The organism is Sneathia vaginalis, assembly GCF_000973085.1.
Taxonomy (GTDB): domain Bacteria; phylum Fusobacteriota; class Fusobacteriia; order Fusobacteriales; family Leptotrichiaceae; genus Sneathia; species Sneathia vaginalis.
Map to the genome: position 1 here is coordinate 13,690 of NZ_CP011280.1, position 26,289 is coordinate 39,978.

Sequence of the window (26,289 nt, forward strand, 5' to 3'; positions counted from 1 at the left end):
CTATTTAGCTACTACTGGGACAAATAATTTAAGTAAAAATAATATGTTTAGTATTATTCCAAATCCTATTGTTGCAATTGGACCTACTGCCATATCAACTAATGGTTTCTTAGCAGCTCTGTTTAATAAGTAAACACCTATAACAAATAGGAATCCTAAACCATTTTTACCAGCCATATCATTACATGCAATCATAGCACCAACTAGGATTGCAACTTCTAAAACCTTTGTCATACTAGTTCTTATTTGATCACCACAAGCTTTAACACCAGGGAATTTATCTAATAATTTTGCAATTTGTTCTAGTAGTAAAATTTCTATTGCTAAAACGATAGCACCTAAAACAAAGGCGATTATTGGATTTCTAACAAATATACCTATAACAAATACGAATGTTAAACCAGCAGGACCATATACCCCTGTAGTTATAGCTGTTGTAGCAACTAAAGGTATAAATCCTATAGTTCTTGCTAGTGCAACTATTCCTGCATCAGATAATTTCCCTTCTTGCATCAAGTTTAATGAAATAGGGTCACCAGCTAACATATTTAAACTAACAGCAGCAGCAACTAATCCACCCATAATAGATAGTATTAATATATTTTTCTTTACTCTAGCAACTCTTTCAGAGAAAATACCTATTAATTGTTCATTTGAATTTGTTACTTCAGTCTTATCCATTACTGCGAATATTAACATAATAACTATACCTGCAAATAGTGCTATACCATCAGCATTTAATGCAATTTTAGCTTCACCAAATGTAAATTTACCAAATAGTGAAATTAATTGTCTAATAATTAAAACGATAATTAAAGAGAAAGCACCTTTTTTAACACCATATTGGTAACCAACTACTAATACAGGGAAGATTGCAAATGCAACGATTATAGGGCTACCTATGCTAGTTAAATTAGGTAAGAAATTAACAGGTAATTTTGCGAATACGTCAACAATAACCTTTAATCCTAATACTAATCCAATACCATATAAGGCACCTATTATTCCTGATATAGCCATACCTTTTTTATTGTCTGGGCACATTGTTCCTATTATATCAGTTCCAAGCAATATACTATGTATTAATATAACGCTTTTACCGATAGAAAATGGGATACCAAAACCAATAACTAGTCCGAAGCTTAATGCAAAGCTGGTTGCAAGTAATGATTTTCTATCCATTCTTTTTTCCAAGTATTCTGGTATTAATGGTCTTAAACCATCATTAAATACAGCAATACTTTGGTTAGCTAAAATTGAAGCTAGTCCAGCTAATAAAGCCATTACAATAATTCTTGATATCATAATTTACCTCCAATAAATTTTTTTATCATTTTTATAGATTTTTCTGTAGCATTTGGAGTAAAACCAAATGCAATTTTTCCATCTTCAATACCTTTTTTTACTTCTTCTTCAGTTAAAACTTTTCCAGGACTTGCAACAGTCAAGCATTTATTTGCACCAACGATAGCTATAGCCATTGCCAGAGCACCTCCACCACCTGTATTACAAGCACCAAAATAATAATCATAATTTCCTGATTTTAATCCCATAGCAGCATCTATATCTGACTTTACATCAACACTAGCATCAGGAAATTCAGCATTTAAAATTTTTTTGACATTTTCTTTGTCAATTTGTCCACCTACAACAATTTTCATACCCTATCCACTCCTTCTAAAAAATTAATTAAGTGTGCTAAAATAAATGTTTTTTCGCTATCATTAATTGGACCTAGAACGTCCTTTTCTAAATTTTGTATAATCTGCAATGCTAAAGTATATTTTTTAGATTCTTTTAATTCATTTAAACTATCTATATCTAAACCTTCAATACTTTCCTTGTCTTTTCTTTCTAAGTACATAGCAATATGCGTTACTAACATAGAAGAATTTTCCTCTGTAAGATTTAAGTCGTATTTTTCTTTTAAATAATTTAGCATATTAAGTACAGTTTTCATGTTTTCTTCATGTAAAACGCCTGATTTTAAAAGTAAATTTAATCTGTTAATTAATTCATTCATAGTATCTCCTAAATTTTCATTTTTTTGAATATTTAACTTAAAAAAATTATTAGTACCGAGGTACTATAATTTTTTCTAAAACATCTTTTTGTATTTTTCCAATATATTTAATATCTAATATATTTTTTACTAAGCTTTCCATCAACTTATCGGATTTATTTATCACTATAACTGCTTCATTTGCAAGATTTATATATTCCTTATCAAAGATATCTTGAACTTCTATACCATTAATCAGTTTTTCTTCTATTTCATCTAAACTCAATATTGCTTGGTCTATAAGAGAGTTTTGCATATCCTTAACAATGTTATCAGAGTTAACATCAATAACATCATAATCTTTACCGCTGAAGTATTGGTTTGATAAAAAATATTGGTCTTCAGAGTTTTTATCTATACCCACTCTTATCTTCTTGCTTTTTGTAGGAACTTTAAGTAATACGTGCTTTGATACGTAACTTTCAGGACCTAAACTAAAAACCTTTTTAATATTTTTTTTATCAGAATTTTTAAATGCCAAATTAGACATTAAAGCAAAATCATAAATTCCACTTTCAAGTAGTTTTAGTCTTACCCTAGATCCTTGCATATATGCAAAGTAGAAGGTTATACCATGTTTTTCAAATGAATTCTTTATAGCCATAGCTAAGCCTTCATAACGTTTTGAATAAGGTAGAGGCATAACACCTACTATTGAATTAATAAATGCTTTTTTTATTAATTTGTCGTCATATTTAGCTTCTAAAATTTTTCCAAATACACCTTTTTTTGATAAAGATATACATTTTTCACTTTCTAAAATTTCAAAAGCTTTTTGTACACTACCTACAGACATTTGTAATTCTTCTGAATATTCTTTTACAGATTTTAACCTATCCCCTATTTTAAGCCCCATTATATCTCTAGCTACTGTTATTATAGCTATATCAACCTTATTTAAAGTTCTAATTTTTTCCATAAGCCAACTTTCATTTTTTTGAATATTTATATAATATATATTACCTTGAATAAATTAAAAGTCAAGTTAAAAAAATATATTTTGTAGATATATCAAAATTACTAAAAAAGAAGAACTATTTTACATTTAGGTTAAAAAATAAACTGAAATTTATAAAAAAACCTACTTTTTTTTTTTTTTTGAGTAAAATGTGGTTGTAATCAAATATTAATTAAGAAAAGAGATGGAAAAATGAAAAAAATATCAATGATTTTAACTTTGTTATTTTCACTAACAAATGTGATGTATGGTAATACTGGTGATCCTGCTCAAATAACAAATTCTTCTCAAAGAAATGCAGATGGTTCGACAAATTATATAAATCTAGGAGGATATGGTGGAGGAAATTATATTTTTTCACCTAGTGGATCATATGTCTATGGACATGGGAATGTTTCAAATTCTGATACTGCAATTTTAATAGGTGATAATAATTTTAATGGTTATACACAATCTGTTGGAATTGGAGGAGAAACATCTGTTCTAGAACAAGGTTCTGTTGCATTAGGTTTTGGATCAGTTGCTGGTGATATGAAAGAATATACTTTGGAAAATCAAGATATATTTACAAAAATAGCAAAAGGAACTGTAACAAAAGAAGATTATGCAAAATTAGAGAAACCAGCAACAAGATATCAAAGAATAGCCTATAGAAGAAGTGGTTATGATATTTCTACTGGAACACAAATATGGGATGATAATGATATACGGTATAAGGCACAAAGTGAAGTTTCTGTTGGTGTTGAAAAAAATTACAAAAAGAGAAATTATCAGTTCAATTCTTTATATATAAATAAATACAATGAAGATCAAAAAGCATTCACAAGACAAATAACTAATGTTGGTGCAGGTAGTAAAGATACTGATGCAGTCAATTTAGCACAATTAAAAGATTTGAAATCATATATAGATAATATAAGTGTTTTTGAAATGCAAGATAAAAATGGTAACAAAGTAGTTAAAGGTAAAGATGGTAAATTTTATAGAGCAAAAGATATAAAAGGTAGTCTTTATTATAATAATAAATATTTTGTAACTGGTTTAAAAGAAGTAAGTAAAGATGAAATAGTAAATAAGGCTATAGTTAGAACAGAATACGAAGATAAAATAGATGCAATTAAAGCTAGTATTCAAACAAACGATACAAAGTTAACTGGTATTTCAGAAGATATATCTAAAATAAAAGATAATGTAAAGATAGTAGATAAAAAATCAGACCTAGCCTTAAGAGGTGTTTCTAATGCTGTGGCTATGGCTAATTTACCTAATGTTTCAGGAGATAGAAAATTTAATCTTGCAGCATCATATGGCTATTATGGTGGATCACATGCAGTTGCTGTTGGATTTAGTGGTATAAATGACAAGCAAAACTTTACATACAAGTTAAGTGGAGCAGTTAATAGCAAGGGTAATCTTGCCTTTGGTGTTGGTGCTGGATTTATGCTTGGTAGTGTTAATAATAGACTTCAAGAAGAAAATATGAAGCTAAAATCTGATGTTGAAAACTTAAAGAATCAAGTAAAAGAATTATATAAATTATTGAAAAGATAATAAAAAAACCCTAGTGAAGCATAAATTCATTAGGGCTATTTTTATACAGAAAGCTATATTAAAAGTAAAAATATAAATCCATAAAAATAGTATATAATAAATATGGAAAAATGACAAGCTTAATACTTAAATTTTTCTGTTAGATTAACTTTATCTACTAAGTTCTTGTAAGTTTTACAAGATTTTAAAAGTTCATTATGTTTTCCTTCGCCTACAACTTTCCCTTCATCAAGAACCAATATTTTATCAGCATTTTCTATTGATTTTATTCTATGAGAAACAATGATTACAGTCTTATCCTTTATCAATCTTTGTAAGCTTTCTTGTATTTTTGTTTCGTTATACACATCTAGTGAAGAAGAAATTTCATCAAGAAGTATAATACTTGCATTTTTTAAGAATGCTCTTGCAATAGAGATTCTTTGTCTTTGACCACCAGATAAGTTTACACCATTTTCCCCTATTACTGTATTGTAACCTTGAGGTAATTTTTGTATGAATTCATCACAATTAGCAAGGGTTAATGCATTTTTTACTTCTTCATTACTTGCTGATAAATTACCTATTCTAACATTTTCTAATATTGAAGAATTAAATAGCATAACATCTTGGAAAACAACTGATATATGTTTAAATAAGGAAGAAGTTGATATCTTTTTAATATCGTAATTATCAATTAATATTTCACCTGAGTCATAGTCATAAAGTCTTGCTATTAATTTTAATAGTGTAGATTTACCACAACCTGATTTTCCTACTAAAGCTGTAACTTCATTTTGTTTAGCAGTAAATGAAATATTTTCTAATACTTCCTTTTCTTTATCCTCATATCTAAATGAAACATTTTTTAAAGTAACATCAAATGTTTTAAGTTTTTTATCTTCACCTTCTTGAATCTTTGTATTTCTAATTTCTTTTAGTCTTTTAACTCTTGCGTCAATATAGAAAAGTTCTGATATATTAAGAGTAACAGGTATTGCACCTTCATTTAATTTAAGTGCAATTATCATTAAACAAACTATAGACATTATACTAATTTCATGATTTAAGTAAAGATTAGTTCCAACTAGGATTATTACCCCTAATGAAATGAACATAAGTAGATTCATAGCTGAAAGTAGGGCAGTAATAGAAGCTTCTACATCAAAGTGTACAACTTCCGTATCATCCATTTTTTTGTATAACCCCTTATTAACCTCATCTTGCATACCCATACTTTGTATTTCTTGTTGTAATTCAATGGTTTCTTGGAAAGCTTGTGCATTTTCTCTTAATATATTGTAGTATTTAGTATGCTTTTTAACCTGTATTTTTTTTGACATGAAAAGCAGTATAACATTAATTACAAATGGAAAACTTAAAGCAAGTCCCATTTTAATATTAAAGAAAAATATACCTATTGTTGTAACAACAAAGAAGATGATAAAACTAATAGTTTGTGCCAAGCTGTGGCTTATAGCGTGCTCCATCTTTGCAATATCACTCATAATTGTTTGAGATAAGTCTGATAAATTCTTTTTAGAAAAATATGCAAGAGGTAATTTACTTAATTTTTTCCCTATATCTATCCTCAAATTAGCACTTTCATTGTATGTAATATTATACAACTTATCGTATTCATTACTTAGAGAGATGTATAGCAAGATAAGTAGGATAATAGATAAAACTACATAAACATATATATTACTAATAATTTTGTTTAAATAAAGGATAATTAATATTAGAGGTAAAAAACTTGATATATTTACCAATAGTGATGCAAAGATAGCTTTAAATATATTTGATGCTCCCATATTTGTTACAGAAAAGCATTTCTTAATCCATTTTTTCATTATTTACCCTCCAATTATTAGCAGAATGATAAAGGTTCATATAGTATGCATATTTTTGATTCTTTTCCATCAATTGCATATTATTCCCCCGTTCTTCAATTTTTCCGTTTTCTACAACAAGTATTTCATCAGCGTTAGTAATACTTGTTAGTCTATGAGCTATCATTATTATCGTTTTGTCCTTTATTAACTCACTTATTGCAAGTTTCAATTCGTATTCATTATCAGGATCTATTGCTGAGCTTGCTTCATCTAGGAGTATAATCTTAGAATCTTTAAGTAAAGCACGAGCTATTGCTATTCTTTGAATTTCACCACCAGATAAGTATACACCTTTAGAACCTATTATTGTATTTTCTCTATCCTTAAACTTATTTAATATTGTTTCACAACTAGCAAGTTTTAATGCTCTCATAACTTCTTCTCTTGTTGCTGTAGGTTTAGCAACTTTAACATTGTCATAAATACTAATTTTAAATAGTTTAGGATTTTGAAAGACGAATGATATATTTTGTATTAAAGCATTTTTTGTATATGATTTAATATTTTTACCACCTATTAAAATTTCTCCTTTTTGTATATTGAAAAAACCAGAAATTAATTTTGCTATTGTAGTTTTACCACCACCAGATGCACCTACAAGAGCATAAATTTTGTTTTCTTCCAATTTAAATGATAAGTTATCTAAGACCATATTTTTGTCATCATAACTAAAGCTAACATTCTTAAATTCTATATCAAACCCTTCCATTGTATCAATATTACCAAAGCTTAGAGCATCTTTTTTCATGTTGTTAAACAAGTCTTCTAATTTTTCTATTGCATAACTTCCTTTAAATGAATACATAAACACATACATAATACGTATCATAGTAGAATAAAGTACACCAGTTAAAAATAGTATGAACACAATTTCAACTGTATTAAAAAAGTTAAATAGAACAACAAATGGTAAAATTATTGCACCTATTCCAAAGAATACCCATTGGTAAAGTACGAAAGGCATCTTATTTGTCTTTGAGTATTTTAGTGCATTTTTTGAATAGCTAAGTATTGCTTGATGTAGTGTTTTAAAACTTGTAATATCTATACCAAATATTTTAATAACCTGTATAGCACGTATATATTCTACAGTTTTACCACTCATATCATCTAGTGCTTGTTGATAATAGTCCATAAATTTTCTTTTTCCCATCATTAAGAAAACGAAGAGGAAAGTAACTATTAATGAAAGTATTAGTAGTATACCAACACGGTAGCTAATTAAAAATCCTATTACCAAAATCAATATTGGGGTCATAAAAGCATTAGCATTATCAGGGATTAAATGTGCAATTATTGCATGAGTTTGGCTTGCATTATCATCTATTGTTTTACGTATATTACCTGAAGCATTAGAGTTAAAGAATTTAAAACTTGCATTAGTTAAAATATCTATACCCCTTTTACGTAAATTTGTTTCTAGTCTAAATCCTAACTTATGTGATAGCATATTCGCTATATATTGCAGTATAGACCCTATAACCAACAGAACAGAAACCATCAGTGCATAAAACTTTGTCATAGAAGTATCAGCGTTAATTATTAGGTTATTGAAAAATTTGTACATAAAAAAATATGCTCCAACTGTAAAGAAGCTAGATACAAATGACGAAAAAATACTAAGGTATGTGAGATAACTTAGTTCTTTTACATAGTGTAAAATATTTTTGTATACTTTAAACATATGACCTCCACTTTATTTTAATTAGATAAATTAATTGTACTATTTTTTGTTTTATAGTACAATATATACAACATACGAGTGTCTAATCGAGATAGGAGAAAAATGGTGAGTGAATTTGAAAAGGTATTAAAAGATAATTTTGGTTATTCTTTATCTGGATATTGTCATAAATATTCTGACATAGGTAGAACTTATCAAATAGATGATAAAAATTTTAAAGGTATCTATTGGTTTTATGAAACAGATGAATATATTATAGACATATCGGATCTTTATGTAAAAAGAGATGTTGTTATCAATACAGACTATATCCTACAAAACTACTTATACAATTGTGTATATATCCTAACAGGTGATGGTGAATGGTTTGATCCATACCAAAGTTTAAGCTCTAATACCGTTATCTTTATCAATAATCATAAAGAAGTGGCTCACTATTTACTATACGGTAATCGTCCCTTCATATCTGTTAGTATAAGGTTCAAGAAGGATATATTGAATAACAGAGGTAATTGTAATATGTACAGGGTATTTTTCGAGATGAAAGAAAAGTTCTCAAAAGATCTTTTTAAGATAGCTAATGAGATTATGCACTGTCATATGGAAGAGGACGATGCTAAAAAATTCATGGATAAAAAAGCTAGAGAGTGGCTAGATATTATGAAAAAAATTTGTATCGATAATTATAGGGCGAGCATGAATGCTGACGATGAAATGGGGATAATAAATGTTGGCAGGTATATAGCTGAGAATTACAATAAGCAAATAACGCAAAAGCTACTAGAACAAATAGCTATGATGAGTGGAACTAAACTTAAAACCAAATTTAAAGAAAAGTTTAATATGAGTATAACGGAATATATACAAAGAAAGAGAATAAATGTTGCAGAAAGTTTAATTTTAAATACCAAAATGAGTATGTCAAAAATCTCGGAATATGTAGGTTATACGTCAAATAGTAGATTTAGTCTTCTCTTTAAGAGGTATAAAGGATTAAAACCTACGCAAATAAGGGAAATTAGAGGAAAAACTGGTTGCAATGGTTGCCCAATTTTCCATCATGAATGTGAAGGAGTGAAAAATGGAAATAGTAAAAAATATTAAGAAGAATGAAGTTATTGACTTTACTAAAGAAGTTACATACTTAGAAAATCAAATAGTTTCAAAGACAATAGTGCAAGATAAGCAAAAATCAATTACTATCTTTTCTTTTGATAAAGGTCAAGAAATATCTACACACAAATCAAGTGGAGATGCCATAATACAGGTTATAGACGGAGAGGCGTTAATTACAGTAGATGGTGTAGAACATATATTAAAAAAAGGTATGAGTATAGTTATGGAAAATGGACTACCTCATAGTGTGTATGCAAAAGAAAAATTTAAAATGATACTTACGGTGGTGTTTAAATATGAGTAAAGAAATGGGACATATATTTTTGAGAAAATTAGGTAAGAAAAGACTAAGACCAGGTGGTAAAAAGGCTACAGATTTTCTTTTAAATCATATGAAATTAGATGAAAATACAAAGGTTTTAGAAGTAGCTTGTAATAATGGAGTTAATTTGGAAATGCTTTCTAAAATGCACCCTAATACTCAGTTTTTTGGAGTAGATTTAGATGCAAAAATGATAGAAGAAGCAAAAGAAAGAAATCTAGAAAATGTAGAGTTTGTAAAAGCAAATGCAGTTAAATTACCATATGAAGATGGAAGTATGGATTATGTAATAAATGAAGCGATGTTAACTATGTTACCTAATGAAACAAAAAAGAAGGCAATACAAGAATACTTTAGGGTATTAAAAAAAGGTGGACTACTTTTAACACATGATGTATGTATAGTTAATAACGAAGAACAAGCAATTAAAATTTTGTCTAATGGGATAAATATAAACGTCAGTCCATTGACAAAGTCAGGTTGGTTTACAATGTTTTCAGACAATGGGTTTAACGTAGTAGACAGTTTAAGTGGTAAATTAACATTAATGAATCCAATAGGTATGATAAAAGATGAGGGACTATTAGGAACATTAAGAATAATTAAAAATGGATTGAAGAAAGAAAATAGGGGACAATTTATAGCTATGAGAAAGACATTCATGAAATTGAAAAATGATATATCATACATTGCAATTGTAAGTGAAAAATGTTAAAGACAATAATAGCTTATCCTAGAATAGGAGAAAACAGAGAATTAAAATTTTTAGTTGAGGGATATATTAATGGTGAAATTACTGAAGGAGAACTAGAAGAAAAGGCTAGTCTTTTAAGGATAGAAAAGCTAAAGTATTTAAAGTCTTGTAAATTAGAATATATCCCTGTAAATGACTTCTCATACTATGATAGGGTCTTAGATACTGCTGTCTTGTTTGGGATAATAGGGTCAAGTATGAAAGAATATTTTTCTTGTGCAGATAAAATGCCCATGAAAAAATGGTTTAACACTAATTACCATTACATTCAACCAGAATACAAGAAAACAGAATTAAAACTTAATACATCTAAGATAGAAAAAGAATATTTAGAAGCTAAGAGTTTGGGTATAGAACCTAAGGTAACAGTAATAGGTCCATATACCTTTCTTTATTGCATGAATTTAGATAAGATAGATGGATTAATTGAAAAATATGCTGAAATGATAAAAAAATTAAGTGATATGGGAGTAAAATTAGTTCAATTAGAAGAGCCTGTATTAACTATGAAAAAGTTTTCTAGTATACAAGAGGTGTATAACAAAATTGCAGAAGATAAAGGTAGTTTGGAGATACTGGTTCAAACATACTATGAGGGTCTAGGTTTAAACTATCATGAACTATTAAAAACAAATATAGATGCAATAGGTCTAGATTTTGTTAATACAGATGAGAATTTTTTTGTGATACAAAAAGAAAAAAATATAAAGAAGCTATTCTGTGGACTTGTAGACACTCAAACAGTATTTTGTGATGATACAGACCTAATACAGCAAAAAATTGCAACTATACGAAAGTATGCAAGCGATATACTGATATCTTCATCTACTTCTTTAATACATTTACCATATACAACTAAAAATGAAAAAGATGATAGATTTAAAAATCTTGCATTTGCAAAAGAAAAGATAGAGATATTATTGAATATACAAGATAAAAAAGCAAAAGAGTATGTACCTAAAAAAGATAAGGCAAAAAGAAGGATAACAAAATATACTGAATATACAAGTAAGATAGAAAAGGATTTAGTTTTTTCTACCATAGGATCATTTCCTCAAACTAAAGAAGTACGTGATAAAAGAAGAGAGTGGAATAATGGCGATATATCAAAAAGAGAATATGTAGAATTTATACAAAAATGTATTAAAAATTGTGTTAAATTGCAAGAAGATGTAGGTGTTGATATATTAGTTCATGGTGAATTTGAAAGATCTGATATGGTCTACTACTTTGCAGAAAAACTGGATGGTTTTTTAATTGGTGAAAATTCATGGGTTCAATCTTATGGTACTAGATGTGTAAAACCACCAATAATCTACAGCGATATTAAAAGAAGAGAAGAAATATTGCGACCTATATTAGACTATACTAAATCTTTAACTAAAAAGAAGGTTAAAGCAATATTAACAGGGCCTAATACCATATTAGCATGGTCTTATGTAAGAAAAGAAGATATGCTAAAGGCACTGTTTCAAATATCTAGAGTACTAAATTATGAAGTTAGAAATATTAGTGATTATGTACAAATAGATGAACCAGCATTAATAGAAAAGATGCCAATAAGAAAGAAAAAACAAAAAGAATATATATCTAATGCCATTAAAGCTTTTAGGATGGTAATAAGGGGCAAGAGAAAGAATACAAAAGTTTTATCTCATCTTTGTTACAGTGATATATCAAAATATATTTGGGTCTTAAATCGTTTAGGTGTTGATGCCTTTTTAATAGAGTCTAAGAAGTCAAATAATATTGTTGATAAGAAGATAAGCTTTGTATTAGGATTAGGTGTTCATGATGTACATTCAAGAAGAATACCTAGTGTAGAAGAGATAAGGGACAACATATTGGAAGCTAAAAAACACTTTAATATTTTATGGATAAATCCAGACTGTGGTCTTAAGACAAGAAATAACGAGGAAGTGAGAAAAGCACTATTGAACATTAGAAAAGCTATAGATACATTAAATAAGGGTGAATAATGCTACTATAAAGTAGCATTATACATCTAAACTATTTTTATCTAATAGGAAATCAAATAGATTAATTGTAAGTATACCATTTTCATCATAGAAAGGTTTTATTCGGTCTTTTGTGATTATGATTTTTTTGAATGAATCATTAATGTTTAATAAAGAAGCTTTTTCTTGATTTATTTTTTCTGTAGTTGGAAGACTATATGCTGATTGGATATAGTATTTCTTACTTCCAAGATTAGCAATGAAATCAACTTCTAGGTGTTTTTTAATATCTTTACCTTTATCACTTTCTCTTTTAACGATCATTCCGACATCAACCGTATATCCTCTAAATCTTAGTTCGTTATATATAATATTTTCCATAATATGTGTTGGTTCTATTTGTCTAAAATTTAATCTTGCATTTCTAAGCCCTATATCTTCAAAATATATTTTGTAAGGTGTATCTATATATTTTCTTCCTTTTACATCATATCTATAAACCCGTTTTAATATATATGAATCTTCAAAATATTCTATAAATTTATCAATTGTATTAGCAGAAATTTTTGATTTTTTAACTGATGAAAAAGTAGCTGCTATTTTTGTTGGATTGGTAAGAGTTGAAATGCCAGATGCTAAAATATTTAGTAAATCTGCTAATTCAGATTTTAAGCGTATATCATATCTGCCTACAATATCACGTAAATATACATTTTCCAATTGTCCTTTTAGATAATTCATTTTGTCTTCATCATTATTCATTAAAGATTGTGCTGGTAATCCACCATATATTTGATACTCAGCAAAAGCATCTTCTTTATCATTACCATAAGTTTGTATGAATTCAGAAAATACTAGTGGCATTATATGTATTTCATCACCTCTACCTGCAAATTCAGTTATTACATCTTTAGACAGAAATTTAGAATTACTACCAGTAACATAAACATCAAAATTATCTTGACGTAAAAATCCATTTAAAACTTGTTCAAATGATGCTAATAATTGAACTTCGTCTAGGAGTATATAGAATTTATCGCTGTTATTTGTTTTACTCATTATATATTTTAAAAACTTTTTAGGATTAACTAATCTTTTTCCACTTAAAAAGTCTAAATCTGTTAAATCCTCTCCAATTTTCAATAGATCCCTTCCTGAATCAAATGCGAATTTTATAATATGGTCTTCATCTACGCCACTTTCTATTAAATGATTATAGAATAGGTTGTTAAGTAAATATGATTTTCCACTTCTTCTAATTCCTGTGATAATTTTAATAAATCCATTATGCTTTTTTCTTATTAATTTATTTAAATAATGATTACGTGTTATTTCCATGAAATACACCACTTTCTATTTAGAATTATTTCCGTTTTGGAAATTAATATAAATATATTATATATGATTTTTATATTAAATTCAATTATATAAGGATTTATTTGGCTATATATTTACCTATTTCATATGCTAATGCAAGAGGTAAGCTATATGATGTGTTGTCGTTCTTTTCATTAACCCCTATATTCAACAATGAAAACTTAAAGCCTATTTCTGGTTTGTATTTTTTTACGAATACATCATATGATTTAGCTTTTGTATTCATATTTGCCTTAACTTCAATAGGAATAATCTTATTATCATTTTCAATTAAAAAAATCTAATTCTGCACTATTATCTGATCTCCAAAAATATGTTTTGTATCCTTGAGATACAAGTTCGTTGTTAATATAGTTTTCTGATAAAGATCCTCTAAATCCCCCAGTTGCTTCATCCTTTTCCATTAAAGATCTAAGTGTAAAATTAGCTATTCTTGTAAGTAAACCTACATCAGATAAATATACCTTATATGCAGAAGAGTCATTAGAAAAAGAAAGTGGTATTTGTGGACTTTTAATTTTTGATACTACATGTATTAATCCAGCGTCAATAAGCCATGTAATAGACTTTTCTAAATCTTTTGCACGAGCTGACTTTTTTACTCTTGAAAAAACAAATTTGTTGTTTTCTTTTGCTAATTGTTCAGGTATTGAATGCCAAATTAACTTTATATTAGATAATTCATTTTTTGGGCAATGTCTTGAAAAGTCATTTTCATATCCACTAATTATGTCATCTTGAATCTTATTCACTTCAACTAAGTTTTTGTTATTTATCCAACTTTTTACGACTTCAGGCATTCCACCTACAAAAAGGTAGTTTGTATATTCTGTATTCAATTTATCTAGTAAATAATTTGGTAAGGGTTCATCTAATTTGTTTTCATTTATGCGATTAATTGTAGTTCCATTATCTATTGCAAAAAGGAATTCCTTAAAATTCATTGGATACATTTGTAATCTTTCAACTTTACCAACTGGAAATGAAGCACCTTCTTCTCTTATAGATACACCTAAAAGAGACCCTGCACCCATTACCGCAAGTTGAGGTAAATCTTCATAAAAATATTTTAATGATGTAATAGCTTTTGGATTAAATTGAATTTCGTCTATTATTAATAAGGTGGTATTAATATCGAATTCAGGTATTAAGCATAAATTACTAATATCTTGAATTATTCTTTTTACATTGAAATTGTAATTAAATATATCAGAAATCTGAGGATCTCTTTCTAAATTGATATATACACAATTTTTAAAATGTTTTTCCCCAAATTTTTTTAGTATATATGTTTTACCACATTGTCTTACACCTGTAAGTATTAGTGGTTTCCTGTTTTCTTTATTCTTCCAGAATAAAAGATTATTCATAATTTCACGTTCCATAAAAACTTCCACAATAGTATTTCATCTTATTCCTATGGATTTTGCAATATTTTCCAAAATATTCCTATGGATTTTGCAGGAATTCCAAAATTATTCCTATCCTTTTTGCAGTTAAACAAAAAAGACCTAGATAAACTAAGCCTTTTTCCTAAGTTATTTAACTTTTCCTATCCATTTGTCTTTCCATACACCTAAGTGTGTATCTTTTTCTATGGCGACCTTCCAAGCATCCATTTCTTTTTCAGTTAATTTTGGACCTTTCTTTTCTACTACGTGTCCAGGACCTGCATCAAAGATTACAAGGTACTTACCAACATTTGGTTTAGGTAATTTTACTTCACCATTTTTTAATCCCATTTTACCAAATGTAGATTGTAGTATTACCATTTTACCATCACGAGCTTCTTCAGTTCCGTTATAGTTCTTATCTTTTACAACAATTAATTCTACATCATCTGTAGGTGCCCCATTTGAAAATCCAGGGTAAAGATATATATATCCATCATTATTATCTTGTACATCAAGTAAAGGTGCGTGTGCGAATAATAGTAATGAAGATAATAGTGTTGCAATAATTAAAAGTATCTTTTTCATTATACATTCTCCTATCTATTTTTAAGTTGTTTTAAATTATCTTTTAACATATTAATTAATCCATCTTTTTGACTTAATTCATCGTTATTTTCATCTTCAAGAGGGAAGTAACCAGTTTGAATTAATATTACTCTACCACCATTTTTGCTTATTACATCCATAATATTCTTTTTAAATGGTCTTGTAGTCATAAATATCTTTAAACCAGTATCTTTCATAATCTTTTTAACAGTATCTTTTGTAATATTTTCATATTCTACATATGTGTTATATATATTCAAATATTCAACTAAGTAGTTTAAATCTTCGCTTGTTGATATTACACCGTCTATTCCTTCAATATCATTGTAATCATCAATGATACCATCTAAAGTTTTAAGACTACTATCAAGATTTTTTTCTATCTTTTCTTTATCTTGTGGGAAAAGGGCTATAAGGTCGTGTGCAACAATCTTATACATCTTAGATAAGTTATTTAAATTAAGATATGCATAAGGATTACTTACACCCTTGTTTTCTCCTTCATTGTAATTTGCAATTAATAGTGCAAGACTAGATACATTTTGATAAGAGTATGTAGCATCTATTTCTACTACATGTATATTTTCTCTTCTTGCTTGTTCATATAGGACATCATCATTCCATACTCTTTGTAGGTCTATAACAGCTTTGGCATTTTTTAATAGATTCTTATCTACTTCTGCACTTTTAAATGTATTTAATTGATCACTTGCCATATTACCATTAGTTCCATATACATCTTTTACTGTTATATTAGTGTCTTTAGTAAGCATACTACCAATAGTATATGCAACTTGTGTGTTAGTCAAAACTAAATTTTCTGAAAATGCAAGGCAACATGAAAATATTAAAAGTAAGAATAATTTTTTCATATTAAGCTCCTTTTTAAATTTTTAATAATTACTGTAATAAAGAAAATTACTGCTGCTATTAGTATAATTGAACCACCAGATGGTATAGTAACATCGAAGTATAGTGGAAGTAATATACCTAATATACAGCTAATTAGTGCAAAAATGATACTATATACAAAAAAGCTTTTAATAGACTTTGACAGATTCTTAGCAGAAGCAGCAGGTATTAAAAACAGAGCTTCGACCAAAGATGCACCAATAATTTTAATTGATGATACAGTAACAAGTGTAATTAAAAGAATAAACAGATATTCTAATAATTTAACACGAACACCTTTAACTACAGCTACATTTGTATTGAAACTTGATAAAAGCATTTTATTAAAGTTTGGAATAACAATAAGTATTAGTAGTATAGTTGAGAAGAATAGGACTAATAAGTCTCTATCTGATACAGTTAGTATTGATCCAAACAATACACTTTCTAGCATATGCGAATTAACTTTTGATGAAACAAAGATGATAAGTGTACCACCTAGTGCTATTGAGATAGATAAGAATATACCTATCAAAGTATCAGATGACATCTTTGTTCTATTTCTTGTAAAATTGATTAGTATAGCAAAAACAACACAGTATGTGAATAGCATAATATATGGAGATTCATATGGTTCTCCTAGTAATACACCTAGTGCTATACCAGTTAAAGCAGCATGCCCTATTGATTCAGAAAAGAATGCCATTCTTTTTGTTACGACCATAGTACCTAGACCTCCAAGGATGGGCCCAATGAATAATGCTGATAGTAATGAATTAATTACGAAAGCATATTTAAAATAATCGGGAAGAGCTCCTATTTCAGCAAGGTGCATAAAAAAGTTTCTAATTGAATCTAACATTTTTCCTCCTTCTTATACGTAAATATCTAATAATCTTTCATCAGTTAATTCAGTTTTTGGATCTCCTGAGAAGAATACTTCTTTTTTTATACAAGTTACAGTGTCAGCCATTTCACGTACTTGCTTTATATTATGGTGTATCCATAATATAGTAATTCCTTCTTTTTTTAATTTTTTAATAACTTTCATAAAGTATTCCTCACCAATAGCATCTATACCAGAGAATGGTTCATCTAGTATTAATAGATTTGGACGAGGATTAATTGCTTGTGCTAATAGCAATCTTTGTAATTCACCACCAGATAAATTACCTAAAAGTCTTTTTCTTTTATCTTGAAGTCCAACTTCAGTTAATATTTCGTCAAAATATGACTTATTTTTCTTTGTAACACCTAAAAATGCTGGAGTTCTTTGATAACATAACATTAAGAAATCTTCAACAGTTATAGGTAGACTTCTTTCAAATTCTATAAATTGAGGTACGTAACCTATTTTTTTGTTTTCTTCATATTCTAGGTAAATTTCACCATCATAAGGAACTTGTCCTAGTATACAACGGATAAGAGAAGTTTTACCACCACCATTTGGACCAACAATGCAGTTAATTTCTCCACGCTTTATTAAAAGATTGATGTTATTTAATATATGAGTATTACCTAAATTTAATGAAAGATTTTTTATCTCAATTTGTATTCCTTTTATCATCTTTTACCTTTCGAAATGCTCTTTAAAGCAGTAGCTACATTTGATAAATCATGTCTTATGAAGTTTTCAAATGAGTCAGCAGTATAATTACCTTTTGTTATGTGTGAAAGTTTTGCAATCTTTATACCTGTTGCATTATGTAAAGTCATAGCATTTTTAGGGTTTCCACCTTCTTCATCAAATAGCACAGCTATATGATCTTTTTTAATCTTATTAATTGCATATGCAAGGTCGCTAGCATTTGGTGCTTGTGCGTGGTGTGGTTCTATAACTAGGCTAACTGTTAAACCGAATTCATTTAACAAGTAGTCATAACCAGCGTGTGTAGTTGCAACTTTAATATTAGATAGATTACATCCTCTAACTTTACGTAATTCTTGGTTTTTTATACTTCTTAATTTTGAAATATATTGCATTGCATTTTTGTTATAGTATGCCTTGTTAGCTGGGTCATATTGACCTAATCTTTTAGCAATATATCTAATTTGTTGTATGCTTTGAGTAATAGAAATAAAGGTATGTGGATTCTTTGTAGAACCTCTTTTTTGACCTGCAACGTTCATTATAGAAGTTTCAGTGTCTGCATTTATTATCTTTAATTTTCTATTATTCTTCATAGCAGAACGTATCATTGGTTTTACAAATTCATCATGTCCTATACCGTTTACTACTATGAAGTCTAAGTTAGTTAATTTTTTCATGTCATTTGCTGTTGGATGATATGTATGTACGTCAACATTACTAGGTATAACTGGAACTACATCCATCTTATCTTTTACTATATTCTTTGTATAACTATAATATGGTAAAAGAGTTATTCCAACCCTATATTTACTAAATCCTAAAAAAGAACATAGAAATGTTCCTAACAAAATAAGTACAGTTGATTTGAATGATTTCATTTTAATTTCCTTTCGTTTCCTTTGCTAAATCATCACCAGTGTAGGCGACAATTTCTTTAAATTGATTAATAGCATGTGCCAAGGTTTCTTTATTGTTACTTAATTTGTCATAATCTTTAAAGTTTTTTGTGTATCTAATTTTGTATTCAAAGGTTTTGGCGTTAATAACCAAGAAGAAATCTCCAGCAATGTTCTTATCAGAACTGATACCCACATAGTACACATAATTTTCATGTGTAAACATGGTCCATTTGTGTTTACCAGAATCTTCCCATGACGCATCTTTGCAAAAAGGTGCGTAGAATAACTGTTCATCCAATACCTTAGGACTTAGGTCCTTATTATCGCTCTTTAGATCTTTGTAATCTTGTGCGAAAAGTCCTAAATTCGTAAATATCGAAATTTCTTCATTATTTAAATCTATACTAGATATCTGAGTGCTAGTCACAGATTTAGTATAATGCTTTGTGTTTGTAAAATGTAATAAAATACCTGCGAAGAGAATCAATAAAATTATTGTAATAATAATATTTATAGTTTCCGACTTCGGGCTAGCAGGTTTTATAAGTTCCTTTTTTATTATAATCACCACCAATCCTTAATAATTTTATCACTTTGATTTATATTTTTCAAGTTAAAAATACTTTTATAACAAAACTAAAAACCTACAAAATAAAGGCTTACAAAATATTTTTAATTGATAACTGAATTAGGCGCATTTATGCAAACACTGAAAATAAAGGGTTTTCAAGTGAAAAATAATATATAACTGAAAAAATGCTACCATTTGATAGCATTTTTATTAGAATAAATCTTTATCAGATAAATCTGATAATTTAAGTTCTTTTTGTTTAAATAGGTTAAGCAATTTTTCAACTGTTAAGTTTTCTTTTTCTTCACCTTTAATATCGAATATTATCTTTCCTTTATGGAACATTATTAATCTATTACCATATTTAATAGCATCTTGCATATTATGTGTAATCATAAAGGCAATTAGATTATTCTTTTCAATAATTTCTTTTGTCTTTTCTAATATTATTTGACTAGTTTGTGGATCAAGGGCTGCTGTATGTTCATCTAGTAAAAGGATATCAGGTTTTTTTAATGTAGCCATTAAAAGTGATAAGCATTGTCTTTGCCCTCCAGATAATGAACCAACTCTTGTATAAAGTTGTTTTTCAAGACCTAAACCTAAGTCTTTTAGTTGTTCATTAAAATAGTCTATGTGCTTAATATCAAGACCAAAATGTAGATTAAATGGTTTACCCTTATTCATAGCCATAGATAAATTTTCTAAAACGACCATAGAAGGTGATGTACCTAGAGTAGGGTCTTGATATACTTGTGAAATCCACTTAGCTCTTTTATGAGGCTTTAGGTTAGTTATATCAACACCATTTAACTCTATACTACCAGAGTCAACTTCTACATTTCCATTAATAATGTTAAGTAGAGTAGATTTACCAGCACCATTACTTCCTATTATTGTTATAAATTCTCCCTTATTTGCTACAAGGCTTAGATTATCAAAAACAGTTTTAGAATGGCCAAGTTCTGTATAAAAGGTCTTATTAATATTTTTTAATTCTAACATCTACTTCACCTTCTTTTTCTTTTTCTTGTTATCTATTGCAAGTATTATACCTAGTAGTAGTGCTGTTATTATCTTAACGTCTGTCGGTTTAACTGAGAATTTAGATATTGTTTGTTCGCTAAAGTGTAATGCTGTAAGTAATATTTCTGTTATTCCTGATGAGTTAAGTGCAAAGTTAATTACAATATAGTAAACAATAGATCCAACAATTACTATAGATATGTGGTTAATAATATTAGACTTTTTAATTATACCTAGTCCAAAGATTATAGAGGCAAGTCCAATAACCATAGTACCTACTGAAGATGATAGGTCTATAACACGTATGTATTGTGTGAATAAGGCACCTGATAAACTAACTAAGGCATTAGATAACATAAGACCTAAAATCTTTAATTTATCACTGTTAACACCAAGACCTGTTACTATGTTTTCATTATCACCTAAAGCTCTTAAAATGAATCCAAACTTTGATGTTAGTATGTAATCCATTACAAGCTTAATGATAAATACGATTAATACAGTTAGATACATACTAATGTCTTCTGTATAGTATGTGTAATAGCAAAGAACTAATAGTATGACAACATAGATTAAAAAGCTTTTAATAACATATTTGTTCTTTTTAATATTGTAATCATATAGGACTTTTAAAGCTAATAAGACTATGCTTATTATAAAGAATAATAAGAAATGGTGTTCATATGAAATGACTCCATAAATACTCTTATTTGCATCAATAAATACACTAGGTTTATCCACAATTCTTGCATTAACACTGTAAAGAGTTATCATTGTTAAGATACCAGCTAACAGTTTGTCTATACCACATTTAACGTGGAAAACACCAGTAATAAGTCCAGCAATAGCACCCGCTATAATTGAGAATACAAGTCCTACAAAGGGAGAATATGAACTAAGTGCAAAGTATGCAAATACAAACCCTCCTAATGGAAATGATCCATCAACTGTTAAATCTGGGAAATCAAGTATCTTGTATGTTATGTACACCCCCATAGCCATAATTGAATAGATTAATCCAATTTTTATTGACTCAGGGATGACATTAATAAAAATTAATAGTTCATTCATTTTATCCTCCTTCTATTCTTGTATGACTACGTTTAGTAATTTTTCTGTTTCTTTATTGACATATAGCTTAGGTTCTGCAGTTACATAAGGTATATCAGAAGGCTTTTTACCATTTAATATTTCTAATAATATAGAACCAGTTTTTTTACCTAATTCGTAATAATCAACACCATAAGAGAATAATGCACCTTGTTTTACTGATGATGGTTCAGAAGCTATTAATGGTTTTTTAACTTTATTAGCCTCATCTATTAAGTAAGATATATTAGCAACCATTAGATTATCTGTTGGAATGTATAAAGCATCAACTCTTTCTAATACATTTTTTGCTACTTGAGGTATTTCACTAGAATTTGTTGCACCTCCACGTACAACGCTAAGTCCTAATTTTTTTGCTTGTTTTTCTATTTCATTTACTTGTGATACAGAATTCAATTCAGAGTTTGAATAAAGTACCCCTATTTTCTTTATATTAGGAAAACACTTTACAAGTAGTTTTAATTGTTTGTCAACACAAACTAATTTATCAGATGTACCAGTTACATTCTTAGCTAATAAGTTGGCATCTTCAGGACTAGATACAGCACTGAATAATACTGGTGTAGTGTCATTAATATTTTTAAGCGATTGGCTTGATAATGTACCTATACCAATGACAGCGTTTTTACCACTAATTTTAAAGTTTTTAGCTATTAAATCAGCTGTTGCAAGTTCTCCATTTGCAGTTTTGACCTCTATTTGTATATTTTTTCCCTCTAAAACATCTTTTATACCTTTTTCAACTAGGTCTAGTGATGGATGTGCTACAACTTTAGATATTCCAATTTTTATAACACCATTTACTTTAGTATCTTTTTTAGGTTTACCGAGGCACGATAATACTAATAAGGGAAGTAATAGAATAATAAATATTTTCTTCATGCTAGTCTCCTATTTTAACGTTTAATAATTTTTCTGTTTCTTTATTTACAAAAAGTCTTGTATTTTTTGCCATTTGCACTGGAATATCACTAGGTTTTTTACCATTTAAAACTTCTAGTAATATATTAGCAGTTTGTTTACCTAATTCATAGTAATCAAGTCCTATTGAAAATAGAGCACCTAATTTAACTGATGAACTATCAGAAGCAATTAAAGGTTTTCTTTTTTCATTTGCTTTAGTTATTAGATAAGATATATTAGCAACAACTAAATTATCTATAGGTACATATATTGCATCTGCCTTATTAAGCAAATTAGTTGTAACTTGTGGAATCTCAGATGAATTAGTTACCCCCAGTTTTATAACATTTAAATTTAACTTTTTAGCACTAGTTTCAATATCTTTAATATGTACTAGAGAATTCAATTCTGAAGTTGAATAAATAATACCAATATTTTTTACTTTAGGGAAAGCTTTTTTTAGTAATTTTAACTCATCATAAGTAGTATCAAGTCTATCACAAATACCAGTAATATTATCACCTTTTAAGTTAGCACTAACAGGATCTGTAACACATGAGAAAATTACAGGTGTATCTGTATTTGCACTTTTTAGTGCTTGGCTAGGAAGTGTACCTATACCAATAACAGCAGACATATTGCTCATTTTAAAGCTTTTAGCGATTAAATCAGCAGTAGCTATTTCTCCATTAGCACTTTTAACTTCAATTTTAATATTTTTATCTTTTAAACCATCTTTTATTCCTTTTTCAATTTCATTTATTGATGGATGATCAACAACCTTTGCTATACCTATTGTAATAGCTTTTTCTTGCTTTTTACATGAAGTGAAAAAGAAAGGAATAAGTATTAAAAGATATATTAGCTTTTTCATTTTTCACCTTATTTCAAATCACTAGGTAGAGTTATACCTAATTTTTTAAGAGTATCATTATTAATAGATATATCAGATAGAGGCATAGTAGCAACAGGTATGCTAGAGACCTTTATGTTTTTAAATAATATATCGTTTGCCATACTACCTGCACGTTGACCTAACTTAAAGTAGTCTATACCTTTAGTTATTAAAGCACCAGCTTCAACGTGTGCTTTTTCTGAACCTATAATTATCTTTTTTTGAGCTATTGCTTCATCTGAGATTATAGGTAAAACAGAAGCTATTAAATTATCAGTAGGTGTATAAATTGCATCTACTTTGGTTACAAGATATTTAACTGCTTGTGGCACTTCACTTATTTGTGTTACACTTTTTAATTCTAAATTAAGATTTAGATTTGCACAAGCTTTTTTAAGCAGGTTAACAGTTGCAAGTGAGTTAGCCTCAGATGAATTGTATAATACACCAATAGTCTTAATCTTTTTATCTATTTTATTAACCATTGATAGTTGTTCTTGTATATCAACATAATCGCTAACACCTGTAATATTAGGGGCTACAATTCCAGCGTCTTTTGGATTTGTAACTGCTGAGAAAATTATGGGGATATTCGTTGTAGCATGCATCGCAGCTTGAGCACTAGGTGTTGCTATTGCATATATTAAATCAACATGTTCTCTTTCAAATGAACTTGCAATAATATTTGCTGTGCTTATTTCGCCATTTGCATTTTTTACAATAAAAGTAATGTTTTTGTGATCTTTTTTTAAGCTATCTTTGAACCCTTGCAACGATCTATCTAATGCAGGGTGTGCTACAAATTGTATTACACCTATTTTTAGTGGTCTATCTGGGTCATTTTTGGCTTTTTTCGCACAGGAAAAAAGCAGAGCTACAAAAAAGATTGCTAATAAGATCTTTTTCATAAACTATTTCTCCTTTTTTAAAATCATGAAGTTTAGAGATGTGACATTAATATTTCCATTTAATATCTTTTTTTCATCGTTAAACTTATAGTTTGAACTAATAATAGCATATTTAGAAGATATATTAAAGACTTTTGTTTTTTTAGATGTATTTGCAAGTATTAAATATTCCCCTAATTGGTATGCAATAAAGCTTTTTGAGTATTTCAATAACTTAAAGGCTTTTTTAATTTCTTCATAAGTATTTAGTCTAAATACAGGAGTGTTTTTCTTAAACTTAATCAAGTCAGAAACATAATTAACGTACTTTTTATTACTCTTCATTCTAGACCAATCAAATTTATTTATCTTATCACTAGACTTATATGAATTTTCTACATTATACTTCGTTCTATAAAACTCTTGACCAGAGTGTATAAAACTAATACCTTGTGCTAAAAGTGCAATAGAAGTTGCCATTTTATGCATTTTTTTAATTTCATTAATTTTGTTTTTATCACTTGAAATACCTAATTGATCAAATAAGGTATAGTCATCATGTGATTCTACATATTGTACTAATTGATTTGGACTAGTGTATGAATAAAGACCCAAACCTCCCATAATAGATTTTACTAAACTATCTTTTTTTGACTTCCATGAATTAACGAAGCCTGTAGTAATTTGTTCGTATGTTGAACCTTTTAAATCATTTCTAATGTCATCATTGAAGAATGCTACACCAGGCATTTTACCAGCATTAGTTTGGGTAGCCATATCAGCTTTATCTAAATCAGTATTTAGATGCCAACCTTCACCAAGCATGATAATAGAAGGGTCAATTTCATCTAATTTTTTACGTATTTCATTCATTGTTGTAACATCAAGTATACCCATTAAATCAAATCTAAATCCATCAAGTTTGTATTCATTTGCCCAGTATACAACACTATCAACTATATATTTTCTAATCATTAAGTGATCACTTGCAACATCATTACCGCAACCAGAACCATTAGAAAAGTTACAAAATTCATCTTTTCTAAATCCATAATCTGGTACAAGTTTTTCAAAACTATGTTGCATTGCATCATAAACGTGGTTGTAAACAACATCCATAATTACACGTATACCATTATCGTGTAAAGTCTTTATTAATTTTTTAAGTTCCTTTATACGTACAGTAGGCTTTGTAGGATCAGTTGCAAAAGCACCTTCTACAACATTGTAATTTACAGGATCGTATCCCCAGTTATACTTATCAAAAGGGTGAAGTTCGTCTACTGAGTCACAACTAAAGTTGTATATAGGCATCATTTGTACGTGTGTAATACCTAGAGACTTTAAATATTTAATAGCCTTATTCTCACAAAGACCTAGAAACTTACCTTTGTTTTTGAATTTTGCATTAGGATCAACAGTAAAATCTCTAATACTTAGTTCGTAAATAACGGCATCAACAGGATTAGTAAAAGGAGCTAATCTTGTAAATTTTTTAGGATTAGTCTTTAATAAGTTTACAACTACACCTTTTTTACCATTTACTGTAGTAGCTTTTACATATGGATCAACAGCTTCATTAACTAAATTATCAAATTTAATTTGGTAATTATACACAAAACCATCTAAATTTCCCTTTATTGTTATACTAAACACACCCTCATTATCTTTTTCCATAGGATGCAGTATAGTTTGACCATTGTCTAGGTACTCAATTAAATTCATTTCTGTTGCTGTTGGTGCCCAAGCATTGAAAGTAGTCTTACTGTTTGTGTAGATAGGACCTAGTTCTTTTGAAGTATAAAAGAGTTTATCTATCGCATAAGTTCTAAGGTTGTAATCTATTCTTTTCGTATTCAT

At 28.4% G+C, this 26,289-nt stretch carries 26 protein-coding genes; 5 read left to right on the forward strand and 21 right to left on the reverse strand.

What is annotated here, in order from left to right:
• From VC03_RS00115 to yhfZ, 4 genes are read right to left on the reverse strand one after another with little or no spacing between them, the layout of a single operon-like run.
• Nucleotides 1–1,305, reverse strand: coding sequence for a YhfT family protein (locus VC03_RS00115; protein ID WP_046328111.1), 1,305 nt, complete (start codon nt 1,303–1,305; stop codon nt 1–3).
• Nucleotides 1,302–1,661 carry a DUF2620 domain-containing protein gene (locus VC03_RS00120; RefSeq protein WP_046328112.1) on the reverse strand — a complete coding sequence of 120 codons (360 nt, stop codon included), beginning with the start codon at nt 1,659–1,661 and terminating at the stop codon, nt 1,302–1,304. The genes VC03_RS00115 and VC03_RS00120 overlap by 4 nt, the downstream gene beginning before the upstream one ends.
• Nucleotides 1,658–2,023: a PRD domain-containing protein gene (locus VC03_RS00125; RefSeq protein ID WP_046328113.1), complete on the reverse strand. Its 366-nt coding sequence runs from the start codon at nt 2,021–2,023 to the stop codon at nt 1,658–1,660. The genes VC03_RS00120 and VC03_RS00125 overlap by 4 nt, the downstream gene beginning before the upstream one ends.
• 49 nt (nt 2,024–2,072) lie before the next feature.
• Complete coding sequence (yhfZ, locus tag VC03_RS00130; RefSeq protein ID WP_046328114.1) at nt 2,073–2,981, reverse strand: GntR family transcriptional regulator YhfZ; 909 nt, start codon at nt 2,979–2,981, stop codon at nt 2,073–2,075.
• Between the two features lie 231 nt (nt 2,982–3,212).
• Between yhfZ and VC03_RS00135 the strand changes: the two genes are divergently transcribed.
• Nucleotides 3,213–4,571, forward strand: a complete 1,359-nt coding sequence (locus tag VC03_RS00135; protein ID WP_046328115.1) for a YadA family autotransporter adhesin — start codon at nt 3,213–3,215, stop codon at nt 4,569–4,571.
• 119 nt (nt 4,572–4,690) lie between these two features.
• On the opposite strand, the gene VC03_RS00140 is transcribed toward VC03_RS00135, so the two are convergent.
• Nucleotides 4,691–6,403 (reverse strand): ABC transporter ATP-binding protein, encoded by a 1,713-nt coding sequence (locus VC03_RS00140; RefSeq protein WP_046328116.1) that lies wholly within the window; start codon nt 6,401–6,403, stop codon nt 4,691–4,693.
• Nucleotides 6,387–8,129, reverse strand: a complete 1,743-nt coding sequence (locus tag VC03_RS00145; protein WP_046328117.1) for an ABC transporter ATP-binding protein — start codon at nt 8,127–8,129, stop codon at nt 6,387–6,389. The genes VC03_RS00140 and VC03_RS00145 overlap by 17 nt, the downstream gene beginning before the upstream one ends.
• 105 nt (nt 8,130–8,234) lie before the next feature.
• Here VC03_RS00145 and VC03_RS00150 point away from each other — a divergent pair, with 105 nt between their 5' ends.
• From VC03_RS00150 to VC03_RS00165, 4 genes are read left to right on the forward strand one after another with little or no spacing between them, the layout of a single operon-like run.
• Complete coding sequence (locus tag VC03_RS00150) at nt 8,235–9,233, forward strand: helix-turn-helix domain-containing protein (protein WP_158500348.1); 999 nt, start codon at nt 8,235–8,237, stop codon at nt 9,231–9,233.
• A complete protein-coding gene (locus VC03_RS00155; RefSeq protein WP_046328118.1) occupies nt 9,211–9,549 on the forward strand; it encodes a cupin domain-containing protein in 339 nt (112 codons plus the stop codon). The genes VC03_RS00150 and VC03_RS00155 overlap by 23 nt, the downstream gene beginning before the upstream one ends.
• Nucleotides 9,542–10,282: a class I SAM-dependent methyltransferase gene (locus VC03_RS00160; protein WP_046328119.1), complete on the forward strand. Its 741-nt coding sequence runs from the start codon at nt 9,542–9,544 to the stop codon at nt 10,280–10,282. Before VC03_RS00155 ends, VC03_RS00160 begins: the two co-directional genes overlap by 8 nt.
• On the forward strand, nt 10,276–12,300 hold the full coding sequence (locus VC03_RS00165) for a hypothetical protein (RefSeq protein WP_046328120.1): 2,025 nt from the start codon (nt 10,276–10,278) through the stop codon (nt 12,298–12,300). Before VC03_RS00160 ends, VC03_RS00165 begins: the two co-directional genes overlap by 7 nt.
• Nucleotides 12,301–12,318: 18 nt before the next feature.
• Here the strand turns inward: VC03_RS00165 and VC03_RS00170 are convergent, their stop codons facing one another.
• From VC03_RS00170 to pulA, 15 genes are all read right to left on the reverse strand, one after another.
• Nucleotides 12,319–13,617, reverse strand: a complete 1,299-nt coding sequence (locus tag VC03_RS00170) for an ATP-binding protein (RefSeq protein WP_046328121.1) — start codon at nt 13,615–13,617, stop codon at nt 12,319–12,321.
• Between the two features lie 97 nt (nt 13,618–13,714).
• Nucleotides 13,715–13,882 carry a hypothetical protein gene (locus VC03_RS06750; protein ID WP_158500349.1) on the reverse strand — a complete coding sequence of 56 codons (168 nt, stop codon included), beginning with the start codon at nt 13,880–13,882 and terminating at the stop codon, nt 13,715–13,717.
• 40 nt (nt 13,883–13,922) lie between these two features.
• Nucleotides 13,923–15,041 carry an ATP-binding protein gene (locus tag VC03_RS00175; protein ID WP_052727632.1) on the reverse strand — a complete coding sequence of 373 codons (1,119 nt, stop codon included), beginning with the start codon at nt 15,039–15,041 and terminating at the stop codon, nt 13,923–13,925.
• Nucleotides 15,042–15,194: 153 nt separating this feature from the next.
• Nucleotides 15,195–15,635 carry a hypothetical protein gene (locus VC03_RS00180; RefSeq protein WP_046328122.1) on the reverse strand — a complete coding sequence of 147 codons (441 nt, stop codon included), beginning with the start codon at nt 15,633–15,635 and terminating at the stop codon, nt 15,195–15,197.
• A gap of 11 nt (nt 15,636–15,646) precedes the next feature.
• Nucleotides 15,647–16,528: a metal ABC transporter solute-binding protein, Zn/Mn family gene (locus VC03_RS00185; protein WP_046328123.1), complete on the reverse strand. Its 882-nt coding sequence runs from the start codon at nt 16,526–16,528 to the stop codon at nt 15,647–15,649.
• Nucleotides 16,525–17,409 (reverse strand): metal ABC transporter permease, encoded by an 885-nt coding sequence (locus VC03_RS00190; protein ID WP_046328124.1) that lies wholly within the window; start codon nt 17,407–17,409, stop codon nt 16,525–16,527. The genes VC03_RS00185 and VC03_RS00190 overlap by 4 nt, the downstream gene beginning before the upstream one ends.
• A gap of 12 nt (nt 17,410–17,421) precedes the next feature.
• Nucleotides 17,422–18,111 carry a metal ABC transporter ATP-binding protein gene (locus VC03_RS00195; RefSeq protein WP_192942029.1) on the reverse strand — a complete coding sequence of 230 codons (690 nt, stop codon included), beginning with the start codon at nt 18,109–18,111 and terminating at the stop codon, nt 17,422–17,424.
• Entirely contained in the window at nt 18,111–19,016 is a 906-nt protein-coding gene (locus VC03_RS00200; protein WP_046328126.1) for a metal ABC transporter solute-binding protein, Zn/Mn family, read from the reverse strand. The genes VC03_RS00195 and VC03_RS00200 overlap by 1 nt, the downstream gene beginning before the upstream one ends.
• A 1-nt stretch (nt 19,017) precedes the next feature.
• Complete coding sequence (locus VC03_RS00205; protein ID WP_144406218.1) at nt 19,018–19,464, reverse strand: DUF6162 family protein; 447 nt, start codon at nt 19,462–19,464, stop codon at nt 19,018–19,020.
• A gap of 354 nt (nt 19,465–19,818) precedes the next feature.
• Nucleotides 19,819–20,613, reverse strand: a complete 795-nt coding sequence (locus VC03_RS00210; protein ID WP_046328128.1) for an ABC transporter ATP-binding protein — start codon at nt 20,611–20,613, stop codon at nt 19,819–19,821.
• Nucleotides 20,614–21,705, reverse strand: coding sequence for an ABC transporter permease (locus VC03_RS00215; RefSeq protein ID WP_046328129.1), 1,092 nt, complete (start codon nt 21,703–21,705; stop codon nt 20,614–20,616).
• Nucleotides 21,706–21,717: 12 nt separating this feature from the next.
• Nucleotides 21,718–22,626 (reverse strand): ABC transporter substrate-binding protein, encoded by a 909-nt coding sequence (locus tag VC03_RS00220; protein WP_052727633.1) that lies wholly within the window; start codon nt 22,624–22,626, stop codon nt 21,718–21,720.
• Between the two features lies 1 nt (nt 22,627).
• Nucleotides 22,628–23,521 (reverse strand): ABC transporter substrate-binding protein, encoded by an 894-nt coding sequence (locus tag VC03_RS00225; RefSeq protein WP_046328130.1) that lies wholly within the window; start codon nt 23,519–23,521, stop codon nt 22,628–22,630.
• 8 nt (nt 23,522–23,529) lie between these two features.
• Nucleotides 23,530–24,450: an ABC transporter substrate-binding protein gene (locus VC03_RS00230; protein ID WP_046328131.1), complete on the reverse strand. Its 921-nt coding sequence runs from the start codon at nt 24,448–24,450 to the stop codon at nt 23,530–23,532.
• Nucleotides 24,451–24,453: 3 nt separating this feature from the next.
• Nucleotides 24,454–26,289 (reverse strand): type I pullulanase, encoded by a 1,836-nt coding sequence (pulA, locus tag VC03_RS00235; protein ID WP_052727634.1) that lies wholly within the window; start codon nt 26,287–26,289, stop codon nt 24,454–24,456.